Source organism: Pseudomonas sp. D4002 (genome assembly GCF_013385665.1).
Lineage (GTDB): Bacteria > Pseudomonadota > Gammaproteobacteria > Pseudomonadales > Pseudomonadaceae > Aquipseudomonas.
In genome coordinates this window covers 233,570-249,570 of the sequence record NZ_JACAPN010000017.1, presented here as the reverse complement: position 1 = coordinate 249,570, position 16,001 = coordinate 233,570, and the positions used below count along the sequence as shown (strand labels likewise).

General features: G+C 53.7%; 10 protein-coding genes. All 10 read left to right on the top strand.

Annotation, left to right across the window (positions count from 1 at the left end; translation table 11 throughout):
• The first annotated feature begins 17 nt into the window (after window positions 1-17).
• The 10 genes from HX824_RS11315 (at window position 18) to HX824_RS11270 (ending at window position 15,768) form a co-directional block, all read left to right on the top strand.
• Entirely contained in the window at window positions 18-188 is a 171-nt protein-coding gene (locus HX824_RS11315; protein ID WP_157222888.1) for a hypothetical protein, read from the top strand.
• A gap of 82 nt (window positions 189-270) precedes the next feature.
• The gene (locus HX824_RS32905; protein WP_157222887.1) at window positions 271-1,230 is read left to right on the top strand and encodes a Fic family protein; all 960 of its coding nucleotides are present in this window, start codon (window positions 271-273) and stop codon (window positions 1,228-1,230) included.
• A gap of 75 nt (window positions 1,231-1,305) precedes the next feature.
• Window positions 1,306-4,074 (top strand): insulinase family protein, encoded by a 2,769-nt coding sequence (locus HX824_RS11305; RefSeq protein WP_177054547.1) that lies wholly within the window; start codon window positions 1,306-1,308, stop codon window positions 4,072-4,074.
• A gap of 810 nt (window positions 4,075-4,884) precedes the next feature.
• Entirely contained in the window at window positions 4,885-6,087 is a 1,203-nt protein-coding gene (locus HX824_RS11300) for an EAL domain-containing protein (RefSeq protein ID WP_256346981.1), read from the top strand.
• A gap of 142 nt (window positions 6,088-6,229) precedes the next feature.
• Window positions 6,230-6,856 carry a response regulator transcription factor gene (locus tag HX824_RS11295; protein ID WP_102605778.1) on the top strand — a complete coding sequence of 209 codons (627 nt, stop codon included), beginning with the start codon at window positions 6,230-6,232 and terminating at the stop codon, window positions 6,854-6,856.
• Entirely contained in the window at window positions 6,857-10,495 is a 3,639-nt protein-coding gene (locus tag HX824_RS11290) for a transporter substrate-binding domain-containing protein (RefSeq protein WP_177054546.1), read from the top strand.
• 193 nt (window positions 10,496-10,688) lie between these two features.
• Window positions 10,689-11,234 (top strand): fimbrial protein, encoded by a 546-nt coding sequence (locus HX824_RS11285; protein ID WP_102605776.1) that lies wholly within the window; start codon window positions 10,689-10,691, stop codon window positions 11,232-11,234.
• A gap of 61 nt (window positions 11,235-11,295) precedes the next feature.
• Complete coding sequence (locus HX824_RS11280) at window positions 11,296-12,036, top strand: fimbria/pilus periplasmic chaperone (protein ID WP_177028872.1); 741 nt, start codon at window positions 11,296-11,298, stop codon at window positions 12,034-12,036.
• Window positions 12,037-12,070: 34 nt separating this feature from the next.
• Window positions 12,071-14,668 (top strand): fimbria/pilus outer membrane usher protein, encoded by a 2,598-nt coding sequence (locus HX824_RS11275; protein ID WP_256346978.1) that lies wholly within the window; start codon window positions 12,071-12,073, stop codon window positions 14,666-14,668.
• The gene (locus tag HX824_RS11270; RefSeq protein ID WP_177051063.1) at window positions 14,668-15,768 is read left to right on the top strand and encodes a fimbrial protein; all 1,101 of its coding nucleotides are present in this window, start codon (window positions 14,668-14,670) and stop codon (window positions 15,766-15,768) included. Before HX824_RS11275 ends, HX824_RS11270 begins: the two co-directional genes overlap by 1 nt.
• Window positions 15,769-16,001: the final 233 nt, after the last annotated feature.

The following is a 16,001-nucleotide window of genomic DNA, read 5'->3' as shown; positions in this document are numbered from 1 at the left end:
TACGTGAGGATATAAAGATGCGTGAATTGACAGCAGAAGAACTCATTTTGGTATCTGGGGGTGATGATACCAACGGAGCGGATGAAAATTGGGGGGATGATATATCTCACGATCCAGGTGAACATCCAGATGACGGCATGGCGCACGATCCTGGGGACGTGTCCCCGGGGGACACCGTTAGCTTTTGACTCAAATGCATGGCTCACTGCAGTGAGCCATGCATCGGTTCAGAGATTGTCTTATTCTAGATGGCTCCTAAGCTATTGGTCTGTGGATTTAGATATTATTAGTTTTCTGTCTTGCATTGCAGTAGACGATAAGGAGTGGATAAGTAGCAACTCAACTTTCCAAACGAACAATTATTGTAATAGTGTTTCTCAAGGCCAAGTCAAAAACGGAGGTAGAACATATCTGTTTTATCTTTCCAGTGGAGCATGCAAAAAAGTGATTATTCGTACTTTAAATACCATTGCATGGAAACCTTTGGACCCCAACTCAGTTAATTGGGACGCGTTGGGCAGTTTGCCTTTGTTACTACATGCAGCGGAAGTCCTACCTTTAGCTAGATCCGCAAAATGGCCCGATTCGCTTGAAGTCGCAAAATCAGTAGCAGTCTGCCAAGACTATAGCTTTGAGCACTATCTGAGCAAATATTATGCTGATAGAAATCATACAGAGTACCCATCGATGCGGGCTGTCGAGGAAAAGAAAATCCTAACTGTCTTGCCCCACTTAAGTTCTGATTACCTTAATAAAAACTGCTCTTTACAATTAATAGATACTATTCTAGCCATAGCCTCAGAACTATCTGGTGCTGCTTCTGAAATTCGCGCTGTGGACGTTTATACTAATTCAGATAGTCATCATGTTCGAATTAAATACCCTTCGCCTGAAAGTATACCAAGCACTCTGAAATCAATACAAAAGTGCATTGATAATTGGAGGGGGTCGCGGTTGCTATTAGCTATCATGGTATCGATCTCTTTTGTCGCATGCCATCCATTTATCGATTGTAATGGAAGAATCTCAAGGATTTTATTTAACTATATTTGTGGTTTAAAAGGGGATGCATACATCCCGTTAGCAGAAATTAACTTTTTTTCCCGAGGAGGATATGAGATCCGACTTCGGAAAGCTGTAATGTTCGGAAGCTGGGTTGAAATTGTTGAATATTTTAGTGCAGTTATCTGCTTGGGTGAAAAAAATTCTGAGCTAGAGCAACATGTGTGATCTATCGCTCAAATAATGGCCTGCTATTGTTTTTCAGTGGTGATAAATATCTGGATTTTAACTGGCGGATTTTACATGAATTTTAGGGCGCACACTTATCTGCTCTCCATTTTTTTAGTATGTCTTTGTGCAGGCGCGAAAGGTGAGATATTACCGGAACCTATAAAGTCGCCGAGTGACAGAAATAACTACCGGTCGATACGGTTACAGAATAACATTATCGCTTTACTTGTGAATGATCATGCTGCAACTAAGTCAGCTATTGCGATAACAGTAAATGCAGGTAGCGATCAGGACCCTGAGTCTCTACCAGGATTGGCGCACCTTACCGAGCATATGGTCTTTTTAGGCAGTAGGCGCTACCCTGATCCTAATGGAATCTCCAAATTAATGGGCCTTGTTGGAGGCACTTTTAACGCTAAAACCAATAGGCAATATACAGATTATTATTTTCATGTTCCAGCACCAGCGCTACCCGTAGCAATGGCCCATCTGGCTGCTGCTCTGAGTGAGCCATTATTTGATAGAACATACGTTGAGTCTGAACGAAAGGCTATTGATGCAGAATATCGGATGCTCTCAGACAATGAAAAATTTCGTTTTCTGGAAGCAGTTGGCAATGCCGTTAGTCCGCGTCATTCTTGGGCGCGCTTTCGAATCGGGAACTTAAAAACGTTAGGTGGTGATTCCGAGAAAATCGCAAGTGAAGTCGCAAGGTTTCACAAGCTCTACTATTCTTCGGAAAGGATAAAATTAGTTGTAAGCGGGCCCCAGTCTCTAGATGAGCTTCAGCATTTAGTCGAGCATAATTTTCTGAGCTTCAATAGTGGCTTAAATTTGCCCACACCCGATCATATCGACTTGTGGAAAAAAAATGCCGAGCCGCTAATCGTACATGTGCAGCCAAAAGATTCACGGAACAAGCTAACGTTAATTCTTACTGTTCGAAATGAGGCCGGAGATGAGTTCAGCAAGCCGCTTAACTTTATACTCTCATTGCTCAATGCAAAAAACGAGGGGGGCTTGCAATCTCAGCTACAGAGACATGGGTTGGCGAAACAGGTTAGTGTTAACGTGATGGAGTGGCGCAAAAATCAATCTATAATAGGTGTCCATATCGAGATGGCTGCCGGTGCTCCTCCAGAAATTAGCGCTATCAAAGAGGCTATCTATGACTCCATTGAGTTAGTTCGAACGGCTGGTTTAGATCGTTGGAGATATGATGAGCTCGCTGCTTTGAGCAAGCAACGTTTTTTGTATAAAGAGAAAAAGCCCCCCTTGGCTATGGCTAGGTCATTAGTAAGCAATATGCGCCGCTATGAACCTGAGGACTGGTTGTATGGGCCGTTTCGAATGAATGGTATCGCCCCCCAAAGGATTGATTCTTTGTTGTCGGATATGGCCTCTAGCAATACTCTGTTGGTATGGGAGTCGCAGGCCGCTCCGACCGATCACGTCTCTAAATGGCTAGATGTACCTTACAGTATCCAACAAGACACCACGTTGCCTAGTCATACTCAAATCTACACATTTTCTCTTCCTAAAAAAAATCCGTTCCTTGTGGATGATTTGAATCTGGTTGACGTTAACGAATCTGAACCGCTGTCAATTTTTAATAAATCTGGAACCCGAGTTTGGTATCGCCCCGAAAAAGAGTTCAATATGCCGATGACTGCATGGAGAATTTCTATAAAAAGTAATTCTGAAGTGGGCCTGGAGGACCATGTAAATCTTGCATTGCTTATAACTTGGCTGAATTACCGTATGCAAAATGTTCTTCAACAGGCATCTTACGCAGGTTTGTTCGGTGAAATAAAAATAGCTGAGCAGGGTATCGAGGTGGGCCTACATGGTTTGCGTCAGCACCAGGATCTGCTCCTGCAGGAGGTGTTGCGGACGTTAATGAATGAGCCAATAAATCGTCATGAGTTCAATACTGTCGTGGCTCGTATGGAGCGGTATTGGAGGTCTCAAGAGAGTAAGATGCCTTTAGCTGCTGCAAATGATGCTCTGCGAATTGCAATATACCCCGAAAACTGGCCATCTAATGAAAGCCTTTCTGAACTCAATAAAGCCTCGATAGACAGTTTTAATCGCTGGCGTGATAGATGGCTAGAAGATATACATTCAGATGCCCTAGTTGTAGGCAATTTATCCTTGGATACCGCCCGGAAAACAGGGTCTATGATTCATGAGGTTTTGAAAACCACAGCACGGACCCGCTATTTTGTTTACTCCGGCCCTCGCACTTTAGACGAAAATTTACCGCCCATTCGTGTCCGTTCATCATCTCACGATAGCGTACTTATTACATATGTGCCTTTTTCGAGCAGTACGCTCAGCGCGCAGGCCCATTCAATGCTGATCAGTCAATTTGTTGCTAGCCGTTTTTTTCAAAAGATAAGAACCCAGCAGCAAATAGGTTATGCGGTTTCTGCATATCCGAGCAGTGACTGGCGTAAACCAGCCTTAATATTATCAATACAGTCTAGCAATTATGGAAGTGGCGATATCCAGTCTAAAGTTTTGGAATTCCTTGCTTCGCTAGATAGAGAGTTTTGTGAATTGGATGACACACAGCTCAACAAGTTGAAAAGCGGGGCATCTAATAAATTGAAACTTGATCACGGTGGGTTAATGGAAATGACTGAGGGTTACTGGACGGACATATCACGACTAGACTACAGTTTTAGCACGCGCCAAGAGCTTCTTGAAGTTGTTAATAAAGCAACTGTTACTGACATTCGTTCAGCTTGGAAAAACCTGATTTCCGGACCGAAGCTATGGATAACACTAGATCCAAACCGAGCCTCTAACTCTCGGCCGGTTGGAGTCGACCCATAGCCTATGACATCGTGCCCGTGACCTTAAATGTAAACGCCGTATTCAATCTGCCCCCAGCAGTTCGTGGACCGAACACCTGGTTTCGTAGGCATGCGACGGCAGCTTTTGGCCGATTTCTGCCGCTAGTGACGGGCAGCAATCGGCCAAGAGCGGTTGAGCGCAGGTCATGCGCTTACCAGTACAAGGGGCTTGCTCCAGAACGCCGCTACACAGACCAGTCACAGCTTTATCGTGCCTTTCGTCGTATTGACAAAGGTCGATGTTAATCATGAGCGCGCAATCCGTAGCGATCCGACAAACCTTTCTACTAGCTGAAAGCTTTCAACAGAATGGCATCACATCCCCACCATACCAAGGTCGCGCGCATCGAAGGCTTTGTCAGACCTACTTGAAAGGATGTATCAAAATCAGCTAGCACTGGAGGCGGCGCTAATGGAGTTGATACTCCATGCAGAGAAGCAGGGATCAAGCGAGAAGGGCGAAAATGTCCGAGGAGCTTTGCATACGATTAGCGAAAACGCAGGCCACATCAAGCAAGGCTTAGCGAGACTCAGATCTGAAAATCTCTGATGAAAGCAGTTATTGATCTCTCATTGCGTTTTTGAATTGGCCGATTTCGGTCAAAAACATTCACTCTCGCCCCAACCTCAATCGTATCGCCGCCCACCCTAGCTACATCAGGATCCACGAAGTTAACGGGAGCCTTGCTGCTTGGGAAATTTCCTACACAACATAAGGCCATTTCCTTCCTTTACTCAGCCTGCTCACGTCCACTATCAGATTCTTCGTACCTGAAAGTGGTTGATAAGCATGGCCCACCCCCGCGTCCTGGTTCTGGAGAACCAACGATTCCAGCGCAGCGTCTTGATCAAAATGCTTGATCACTTAGGCGTGCGCGATGTGGTTCAAGCGAGTAATGGCGAACAGGCCCTGGAGCAGATTCAGAAGTCAGGTGGTGTCGACATCGTGCTATGCGATCTGGCGGACCGCAGCTTGGATTGCCTAGGCTTCCTGCGGAGCGCTGCCCGGTCGGGCATGGTGCGTGCTGTGGCATTGTGTAGCGAACTAAGGCCGGAGCTTCGCCGCTCCTTGGAGCAGATGGATTCGCTCTCAGGTTTACAACTGCTGGGGGTCATGAAACCACCGGTGCAAATCAGTGCGCTTAGCAAGATGCTTCATCGTTATGCCCATCGACGTGCCCCTCCTGCCCTCCAACCATCGGTCCTGCCTCTGCCCAGTGAAGAGGAGATCCATCGCGGATTAGCACTCGGTGAGTTTCGTGCCTGGTTCCAACCCAAATTTGAGTTGGATACCGGCGAGTTGGCTGGAGTTGAAGCCTTAGCTCGCTGGGAGCACCCCGCCAAGGGCCTGCTACTGCCGGCGGACTTTCTCGCAGCTGTCATGGCCTATGACTTGATCGACCAGATGTTCAAGCAACTTCTGGAGCAGGGCCTGAATCTTTTAGGGGTATTACGTCGGCAAGAGGTGCAACTGGAGCTCTCGTTCAACCTGCATGCTTCCCAGCTCATCAGCGATCAGTTGGTCGAGCATATTCAGTGGGCTCTGGGACAACATGACTTTCCAGGTAATACCTTGATGTTCGAATTGGCGGAAAACGGTTTGCTGGATATTTCGCCACGAATTCAGGACAACTTGCTGCGTCTCCGGATGTCGGGCTGCGGCCTCTCCGTCGATGATTTTGGTATGGGTTTTTCGTCCCTCAGGTTGCTATGCCAGCTGCCGTTCAATCAGCTCAAGCTTGATGGCGAGATTGTCCGAAATATACGCGAGCCTCGCAGCCAAGCGATGATTGCTAGCACGCTAGCATTGGCTCAGTCTCTGGATATGAGCCTAGTGATTGAAGGGGTCAGTAGTCAGCGCATTCGCGACACAGTCACGAAAATGGGTTGTAAGTTTGGCCAGGGGTTTTATCTGGCTCGGCCGATGGAGGGCTACCGGCTTTTGCCTTGGATCGAGGCCCATGAAGCAGGCTTGGAGGCTTCCATCAATTAGTGCTGTAAGTTTTATAAATTTCCTACAATTGAATAGCGTTCGTGTATTTTAAACGACGCGTAGACAGGTCAGTTTCGCCATGGCTTTTACGCCATATATTTTTAGTCAGCGGCTGAATCTGGTGTGTCACACAGGAGCTCCTATGCATAAAGCCTTAGTTGTGGACGATCATCCTTTTATTCGCTCCTCGGTCAAAATGCTACTGACGGGAGAGGGCTTTGAGGTAGTGGGCGAGGCCGATAACGGCGCGGACGCGTTGCAACTGGCGCGGGAACATGAACCAGACTTAATTGTGCTGGACATTGCTATGCCCAAGCTGGACGGGCTGGAGGTCATCGCGCGGATATGTGCCTTGGGTCTCAAGTGTAAGATTGTAGTGTTGACCTCCCAGTCACCGCTGTTCTATTCCATGCGCTGTATGAAAGCCGGGGCCGCGGGGTATATCTCCAAGCTCAACGACCTCAGCGAACTGGTCAAGGCGATCAAGGCGGTAATGGGCGGTTATACCTTTTTTCCCAATTTAGCCAGTAGTTCGGTGCGGCGAAGTGATGCCGAGACCACTGACCTAGAATTGATCCAGAAACTGTCTGACCGAGAGCTGATGATCCTGCAACAGCTGTCTCAAGGACTGAGCAATAAGGAAATTGCTGACACGATGTTGCTCAGCAACAAGACGGTTAGCACTTACAAAACTCGCTTGATCGAAAAGCTCAACGTGAAATCGGTGGTGTACCTCGCCGACTTTGCCAAACGCAATAAACTGGTCTGAATGAGAACATCCTTGCGTAGATGGTTGATGGCAATCGTGCTGGTCGGCACCTTTAACGGCACGGTTCTGGCTGATGGGCCGGTAGAAACCTATCAAGTACTGGGCCGCTCACATGTGGAGGGTTACGGTGCCTCCCTATCGGAACAGGACTGGAGTTGGCTGAGGAGCAAGGGCGTGCTGGTGCTTGGTGCCTCCGCGCCCGACTATGCGCCCTTTGGTATCACCAGTGACGGCCATGACTATGAGGGCCTAACTGCGGACTATGCGCAACTGTTGAGCGAGCTGTTGCGCACCCCCATCGAGGTGCGCCGGTTTGCGTCCCGTGCCGAGGTGATCCAGGCCCTGAAGAATGGCAGCGTGGACTTCTTGGGCACCTCCAATGGCTATGAGGAAGCCGACGCCGACCTGTTGATGTCGACGTCGTACGCCGAGGACCAACCAACTCTGGTCACCCAGGTTGCCAACAGCCAGGCCCTGACGCCGGACCTGGCAGGCAAGAAAATCGCCATGCTGTATCACTACCTGCCTCCCGAGGCCGTCAAGGCGTTTTACCCCAAGGCCACCTTGCAGCTCTATCCCTCGACCCTAAGCGCGATCGGCGCCGTGGCGTTTGGTAGTGCCGATGTGTACCTGGGCGACTCCATCAGCGCGCACTACCTGATCAATAAGAACTACCTGAACAACGTGCAGCTCGCTGACTTTTCCCGCATGGAAGTCAGTAACTTTTCGTTTGCCCTGGACCGTAGTAATGAGCGCCTCTTGCGCATTATCAACAGCGCCCTGGCGACGATTCCCTCCGTTGAACGCATGACCATCCTGCGCCGCTGGAGCGCCGGCGGCGCCAGCATGCCAGGACGCACGGTGTTGAATTTCAGCGCCAATGAGCAGCGCTGGATGAATGCTCATCCACGGCTGCGTGTGGCGATCGATGAGACCTACCTGCCAGTTTCGTTCTTCAATCAGGAGGGTGAGTTCCGTGGTATTAGCGCGGATGTGCTGGCCAAGGTCGCCCTGCGTACAGGTTTGAAGTTCGATATTCAGCGCACTCACTCGGTGGCGCAAATGCTCGAGCAGGTCAGGACTGACAAGGCTGACCTGTTGATCTCCCTAACGCCCAGTGCCGCACGCGAAGGGTTGCTGCGTTTTACCCGGCCCTACTTAAACACTCCCTACGTTCTGGTCAGCCGTAATGCATCCGGCAGCCCGGCGACACTGGACGAGATGGCCGGCAAGCGCCTGGCCTTGATTCATGGCAACCCGGTGCGTGACCTGTTGATCGAGCAGTACCCCAACATCATCCTGGTAGACGCGAGCAATGCCCAGCAGGCGATGGCCCTGGTGGCCAATGGTCAAGCAGATGCCGCGGTCAACTCGTTGATCACTGCGCACTACATGATCTCTCGCCAGTACCGTGACCAATTGCGCGTAACCAGCACCGTCGGCACTCAATCAGCGCTCACCGCGTTCGCCACTCCTCGTGGCTCTCTGGAACTGTATTCGATCCTCGAAAAAGCCCTGCTCAGTATCCCTCCGGAAGAAATGGACGAGGTGACTAACCGCTGGCGCAGCGAAATTGCTGTAGATGAGAGTTATTGGCTGCGTAATCGCACGGTAATCCTGGAGGGCTTCGCTATAGCGGTCGTTTTGTTGGTGGTAGCTCTAGGCTGGATCGCCTACCTGAGGATGCTGATGCGCCAGCGCAAACAAGCGCAGCTGGCCCTAAATGACCAGATGGAGTTCATGCGGGTATTGATCGATGGCACGCCACATCCGATCTACGTGCGTGACCGCCAGGCCCGCCTGATGATTTGCAACAGCGGCTACCTCTCTGTGTTTGGCGTGGAGCGCGAAGAAGTGCTCGGTAAAACCGTGGTGGAAGGTGTGCTGAAGAATGCCAGCGAGGCAGCGGCTTACCACGAAGACTACTTGCAGGTCATGGAGGAGGGAGTGCCGAGAGTGCAGGACCGCTCCCTGACCATGCGGACCGGCAATGTACTGACCATTTACCACTGGATGCTACCGTATCGTGACAGCGATGGCGTCGTCACTGGCATGATCGGTGGCTGGATCGACATCAGCGAGCGCCAGCATTTGCTTGAAGCGTTGCGTGAGGCCAAGGAAGGCGCCGATGATGCCAGCCGTGCCAAGACCACGTTCCTGGCAACCATGAGCCATGAAATTCGCACACCGATGAACGCCATCATCGGCATGCTGGAACTGGCCCTAAAAAAGGCCGATCAAGGCTTTATGGACCGGTTTTCTATCGAGGTCGCATCCGGAGCCGCCCGGGGTTTGCTGGATCTGATCGGCGACATCCTCGACATTGCTCGTATCGAATCCGGTCGGCTTTCGCTGGCTCCGGAACGCGCCAACCTGCGTGAGTTACTGGAGTCGGTGGTACGGATTTTCGAGGGGCTGGCGCGACAGAAGCAATTGCGCCTGATCCTCGACCTCGACTCCACCGTAAACCGTGATGTGCTGGTTGATCCGCTGCGCTTCAAGCAAATCGCGTCCAACCTGTTGAGCAATGCTATCAAGTTCACCAGCGAAGGGCAGGTGCACCTGCGGGTCGTTGCCGAGCCAAACAGTAATGACGAGCGCCTGGCGGTGTGCCTGCGGGTCGAGGACACTGGGATAGGTATTTCCAATGAAGATCAGCAGCGCCTGTTCAGTCCGTTTGCCCAGGCGAGCAACAACGCACAATCAGCCCGGGGCGGTTCGGGGTTGGGCTTGATGATCAGCCGCACACTGAGCGAAATGATGGGCGGCACCTTGGTGCTCAGCAGTGTGCTGGGACAGGGCACTCAAGTGGAAGTGCGGGTCAGCTTGCCAACCTTAATGACGTTGGAGGAGCCGGCCGCTGCTGATGTAACTCAGCCCGTTACACCACAGGTCTTGAATATCTTGGTAATCGACGATTACCCGGCGAACCGCCTTTTGTTGGCGCAGCAACTCAACTATCTCGGTCACCGGGTTACCGACGCAGAAGACGGCGCCCACGGGCTACGTGCTTGGCGAGGTCAACATTTCGACGTGGTGATCACTGACTGCAACATGCCGCTGATGAATGGCTACAAACTAGCGCGGGCGATTCGGGACGAGGAACTCGCCAGGGGCTTACAACCGGGGCTGATTCTCGGCCTGACTGCCAATGCCCAGCCAGAAGAGAAAGACCGCTGCATCGAGGCAGGGATGGACGATTGCCTATTTAAACCCATCAGCCTCCAGGACCTCAGTGCGCGGCTCGCTCCCCTGGCCCCTGACACTGTGCCTGTGCCCACCGAGGAAGAGCGTCGCGAAACCCTCGACGATATTGACCTGACTAGCCTCGAACAACTCAGCCGTGGCGACGCAGCTTCGATCAAGAGTCTGCTCCAAGACCTCGCAACCAGCAATCAGCAAGATATGTCGCGGTTGATGCAACTGTTTACCCAACATGATCTCCCCGGTCTGGGAGACCTTGCCCATCGGGTCAAGGGTGGGGCGAGAATCATCAAGGCCCGACGGCTAATCCATACCTGTGAAGAACTGGAGACCGCCTGCAAGGGGCTGAACTCGGCATTGCTGACCGAAGCGGTGGATAACTTGCAGCAGGCTATGGAGCAATTGGATCAGCGATTGGAGGAGTATCTGGCTTGACAGCTGACTGACGCGCCTTCGGAAACTTCCTACACGCCCGAGGGATTGGTACTACATGACTCAAAACTCCATGAAAGGAAGATAAACCCGTCGCACACAGCAGATGCTTTGTTTATTCCAGCGCGCATTCAGCACCTGGCAACTCATCAGCGCTTGGCGACCGTGTTTAAAACTTTCCCATTGGAGTTGCACCATGAAAACTAAAGCCCTCACGCTTGCTGCACTGGTTTGCGCTTCTGGCGCTCAGTTCGCCAACGCTGCCGACGGCACCATCAATTTCAACGGTGAATTGGTTAACCAGACCTGCACCATCGCGGTAGACGGCGTGGTCACCCCTGCCGTTGCCACCGTGACCCTGCCAACCATCTCTACCGGCCTGCTGACTGCTGCCGGCCAGGCTGAAGGCCGTACCGGTTTCAACATTCAACTGAGCAACTGTGTTGGCACCGCCGCCACCGCGGCCGCTTTCTTCAACTCCGGCGCTACAGTCGACCCAATCAGCGGCAACCTGAACAACATGACTGGCACCGCCACCAACGTGCAGTTGCAATTGGTTGACGCCCAAGGCGGCGCGGTGATCCAGGCCGGTAACACCAACCAGCGCACCAAGACCACCCGCAACACCATCGACGGTAATGGCGCAGCCAACATGCCTTACGCCGTGCAGTACTTCGCTACCGGCGCCACCACCCCAGGCACTGTGGTCAGCTCCGTGACGTACAACGTCGACTACCAGTAAGCCGCGTTCACGTCAGCGCGCCGCGACCCGGCGCGCCGATGTCGGGCTGATGAGGTGTTTTATGTCCTGTCTGAAAAATCTTCGTCGCAGCGCGTGGTTAGTGCTGGCCACGCTGGTCTGTTCCCAGGCCATGGCCGGTGTGGTGATCACCGGTACCCGCTTGATTTACCCGGCGGGCCAGAAAGAAATCACCGTCAAATTGAACAACAACGGCTTGCACCCCGCGCTGGTGCAGGCCTGGGTGGATACCGGGGACGTGCAGTCCAGTCCTACCAGTTCCAAGGCACCGTTTGTGCTGTCGCCGCCGGTCTCGAGGATCGACCCGAGTAAGGGCCAGAGCTTGCGCCTGATGTTTACGGGGGCGGCACTGCCAACGGGCAAGGAGTCAGTGTTCTGGCTCAACGTGCTGGAAATCCCGCCCAAGGCCGAGGGCCCGGTGGACCTGAATGTGCTGCAAATGGCCTTTCGTTCGCGGATCAAGATTTTCTATCGACCCGACGGCCTGCCGGGCACAGCTGCCGAGGCGCCATCGCAGGTGCAATGGAAGGTTATCCCCCAGGGCCAGGGTTATGCGCTGCAAGCATTCAACCCGACGGCGTTTCACGTCTCTCTGGTGGAGTTGACCCTTGCCGTCGGCAACCAGCGCTTCGAGAGCGACAACGGCATGATCAACCCCGGCGAGAACCAGGTGTTTGCCTTGCCGGGCCTCAAGTCGCTGCCAGGTGCCGCTGCCCAGGTGGAGTTCAACGCGATCAATGACTACGGCGCGCTGATGCCGATCAAGCAGGCGCTCAAACCCTGATACACCCGCGAATGTTCTAGCGCACGAGTGACTTATGACGACTATCCCACGCCTGGGCCACTGCCCGCAGGTGAGCCGCCGCTTTGCCCTAAATCCGCTGACGGTGCTGATTCTCAAGACTTTGGCCGTAATGCCGGGTATATGCCTGGCTCCGTTGGTCTGGGCTGAAGACGTGCAGTTCAACGATGCCTTTTTGCCTGAGGACTCTCGCAGCCTGGACCTGACTCAATACGAAAAGGGCAACCCCGTGCTGCCAGGTGATTACCGGGCCGATGTTGCGGTCAATGGCAAGCTGGTCAGTCGCCAGGACATTCGCATCAATGCCGCCGAAGACGGTAGCCATCCGGTGGTGTGCTTCAGCCGTGGCTTGCTGGAGCTCATTGGCGTGGACCTGCACAAGCTGTCGACCCAGGCCACGGCCGAGCTGGAGAGCGGCGCAAGCTGTCTGGACCTGAGCCAATTGATCGAGGGTGCTACGGTAAGCTTTTCGCCTTCCAGCCAGCAACTGGATATCAGCATCCCGCAAATTGCCCTGCGCCGGGATGCACGTGGGTATGTCAGCCCTGAACTGTGGGACCGTGGCGTCACCGCCGGGACCTTGAGCTACACCTTCAACGCCAACCACAACACCACCAACACCGGCAATTACGACTCAGCCTACCTGGGCCTGAACGCCGGTTTGAACCTGGGGGACTGGCGCCTGCGTCATAACGGTTCGTTGAACTGGCAGAAGGATACGGGGCAGAACTACCAAACCCTCAATACCTACGCCCAGCGTGACGTTACCTCGCTCAAGAGCCAGTTGACCGTCGGCGAAGCCAACACCAGTGGCGAGATTTTCGACACCCTGGCCTATCGCGGTGTGCAACTGGGCACCGACGACCGCATGTTGCCCGAATCCCAGCGCGGTTATGCCCCGGTGATTCGCGGGATCGCCCGCACTGCCTCACGGGTGACGGTGCGCCAGGCCGGTAACCTGCTGTATGAGACGACAGTGTCGCCGGGGGCCTTTGTCATCGACGACTTGTATTCCACCGGCTACGGCGGCGACCTGGAAGTAACCGTCTATGAGGCTGACGGCAGCGAGCAACGCTTCATAGTGCCTTACGCGTCCACCGCGCAGTTACTTCGCCCCGGCACTTCGCGTTTCAACGTTACTGCTGGTGAAACCCGCAATAACTACATCGAGCGCCAGGCCAAGCTGGTGCAAGGTACCTACCAACTGGGTCTGAGCAATATCTTCACCGGATATGGCGGTGTTCAGGGCAGTGATGATTACCGCGCGCTGCTTGGCGGCCTGGCGTTCAGTACGCCGATCGGTGCCATGGGAATCGACTTGACCCAGGCCCAGACCGACCTCAAGAGCGGCAAGGCCAGCGGGCAGAGTGTGCGCATGAGTTACAGCAAAAACATCCTCAGTACCGGCAGTAACTTTGCCGTGGCGGCGACGCGGTTTTCCACCGAGAACTACCTGGATTTCAGCAACGCGATGCAGTTGCTGGATGCCGAGCGCAACGGCCTGGACACCAGCCTTTACGGGCGCCCGCGTAGCCGATTGACCCTGACGGCCAACCAGAGTCTGGGGCCCTGGGGCCAGGTGGCGTTCAGTGGTTTTACCCAGAACTATTGGAACCAGCCGGGACGGGACGTGCAGTACCAGTTCAGCTACAACAAACAGGTACGGCAGGTCAGCTATGGCATCAGTGCCAACCGCAGCCGCATTGGCCTGGGCGAGATGGACAACAGCCTGCTGCTCACCGTCAGCATGCCACTGGAGTTCGGCGGTTCGGTCAACTCGCCGCAATTGTCGGGTCGTGTACTGCGTGATACCCACGGCAGCTACAGCGAACAAACGACCTTAAGCGGCACGGCCGGTGAAGACCGCCAGTACAACTACAGCCTGACCGGCAGCCATGAAGGCGCCAGCCACACCAACAATACCTCGGTCAACGGCCAGTATACCGGCCCTAAAGCCATTGTCGGCGCCACCGTCAGCCAGGGTGATGGCTATAACAGCCTGTCCCTGAATGCCAGCGGCAGTGTCGTGGCACACCCCAGCGGAGTGACCTTTACCCCTTATCGCGGTGAAACCATGGCGGTGGTCAGTGCGAAGGGCGCTGAGGGTGCCAAGGTGGTGGGCTTCCCTGGCTTGCGCCTCGACGGTCGCGGCAATGCCGTGGTGCCGTACCTGCGTCCTTATGAATTGAACGAGGTAGCCATCGATCCGCTGGGCACGTCCCTGGACGTTGAACTGACTGAAACCAGCCAGCAAGTCGCGCCGCGGGCCGGTGCCGTGGTGGCGCTCAAGTACGGCACCAGTAATGGTCAGGCCCTGCTGCTTAACGTGACCCTGGCTGATGGCAGCCCGCTACCGTTTGGCGCCAGTGTTGTGGATGACCGAGGCGTATCGGTGGGCGTGGTCGGCCAGGGCGGTCAGCTCTATGCCCGGGTGAAGGAAGATGCCCGGCGGTTGTTGATCAGTTGGGGCACGCAAGCGGGGCAGCAATGCTCGTTGCCATTGCCTGCGGGGAAAAGTGACGGCAAGACATTGCGCCAAGTGGATGCGGTGTGTGCGGTCGATCAATTGGATAGTCGCGTTGCCTCAGTGAGCAACGCACGGGAGAGCAGATAATGAAGTGGATAAGGGGGCTGAAAGCCGGTGTGACCGTGATAGGGCTGTCGTTGGTGACAGGGATGGCTATGGCGGATTGCAACTTTTACAGCGATACGGCCCCGATGATTCGCACTCAACCGCTTTTGGGCGGCAATCTTACTGTCGGCAGGGATGTACCGTTAGGTGCGGAGATCTATCGACAAACGTTCACGCAAGTTTCACCCGTCAGGTTCGGCTGCTCGCCTGGTATTTACAACATCGAGACCAGGCGTTGGCCGTCTGTCACACCTATGCCTTTGTCCAGTTGGGTGGGTGTTCCTTACGGGGGCAAGGTTTACGAGTCCGGGGTCAAGGGCATTGGCGTCGTCGTCTGGTACGCCGGCAATGCTATGCCAACCTCAACCAGCATTGGTAATTGTGGCAACAATGAAGTTGAGTGTGTGTGGACCATTTCAAACACGCTGTCATTTGATCTTTCGTTCATAAAAATCGGTGAGGTCACAGCAGGCACTATCCAGGGAGCCTCGCTGCCGACGGTTTCGCAGACCTGGATCTCCAGCAACAGTCTTGAGGTTATGAGGGTCAACTATTCCGGAAGCATCAACATCGTCTCGCGTACCTGTTTAACCCCGGACGTAAACGTACCAATGGGCACGCATCTGACCAACGAGTTTTCCGGCAAGAACACCTTCACTCAGTGGAAGGATTTCAATATCGCACTGAACAACTGTCCTGCGTTCAATGGCTATTATCAGGATACCGGGCCGCGTTGGGCGGACGATGGCTCCAGCAGCAATCTTGGCTCACGTAAGAACAACACTCTGCAAGTACGTATTGATCCGACTCTGGCCGCGATCAACCCATCCCTAGGCATCTTAAGCCTTAACCCCAGTGCTCAAGGCAACTCGCCCGCAGCCACAGGAGTCGGCCTGCAAGTTGCTGATAGCGGTGGTTCTCCGTTGTCATTAGCTACGTTGCATGCCAGCGGTATCACCCCTCTTGCTCAAGAAGGCGCCAGCTACAGCATTCCGCTCAAAGCCCGCTACATCCAGACCGCAGACAGCATCACCGCCGGCCCGGCGAATGCCACCGCGACCTTCACCATCAATTACTACTAGCCCTTCACGACGTCGCGTTCAGCCGCGTTTCCTGCACCTGGAAACGCCGCTGAACGCTGGAAAAATCACTGGGAAATTTCCTACAAATCGAATAGCTGCTTCCTACATTTTGTCACTCCTCCAATTCCGATAATGAACCCGTTGAAGCGAAAAACCTGCCACCGGCAGCGCTACCAACATGAGGTCAAGGCCCCAGCGGGCCGACTCCCTACCACTTATTATCTGGATACCGC

Bases quoted from the DNA above. Each gene is read 5' to 3' on its own strand.
- HX824_RS11280 (WP_177028872.1), top strand. From the start codon at position 11,296: ATGTCCTGTCTGAAAAATCTTCGTCGCAGCGCGTGGTTAGTGCTGGCC.
- HX824_RS11295 (WP_102605778.1), top strand. From the start codon at position 6,230: ATGCATAAAGCCTTAGTTGTGGACGATCATCCTTTTATTCGCTCCTCG.
- HX824_RS11270 (WP_177051063.1), top strand. From the start codon at position 14,668: ATGAAGTGGATAAGGGGGCTGAAAGCCGGTGTGACCGTGATAGGGCTG.
- HX824_RS11285 (WP_102605776.1), top strand. From the start codon at position 10,689: ATGAAAACTAAAGCCCTCACGCTTGCTGCACTGGTTTGCGCTTCTGGC.
- HX824_RS11305 (WP_177054547.1), top strand. From the start codon at position 1,306: ATGAATTTTAGGGCGCACACTTATCTGCTCTCCATTTTTTTAGTATGT.
- HX824_RS11315 (WP_157222888.1), top strand. From the start codon at position 18: ATGCGTGAATTGACAGCAGAAGAACTCATTTTGGTATCTGGGGGTGAT.
- HX824_RS11290 (WP_177054546.1), top strand. From the start codon at position 6,857: ATGAGAACATCCTTGCGTAGATGGTTGATGGCAATCGTGCTGGTCGGC.
- HX824_RS11300 (WP_256346981.1), top strand. From the start codon at position 4,885: ATGGCCCACCCCCGCGTCCTGGTTCTGGAGAACCAACGATTCCAGCGC.
- HX824_RS11275 (WP_256346978.1), top strand. From the start codon at position 12,071: ATGACGACTATCCCACGCCTGGGCCACTGCCCGCAGGTGAGCCGCCGC.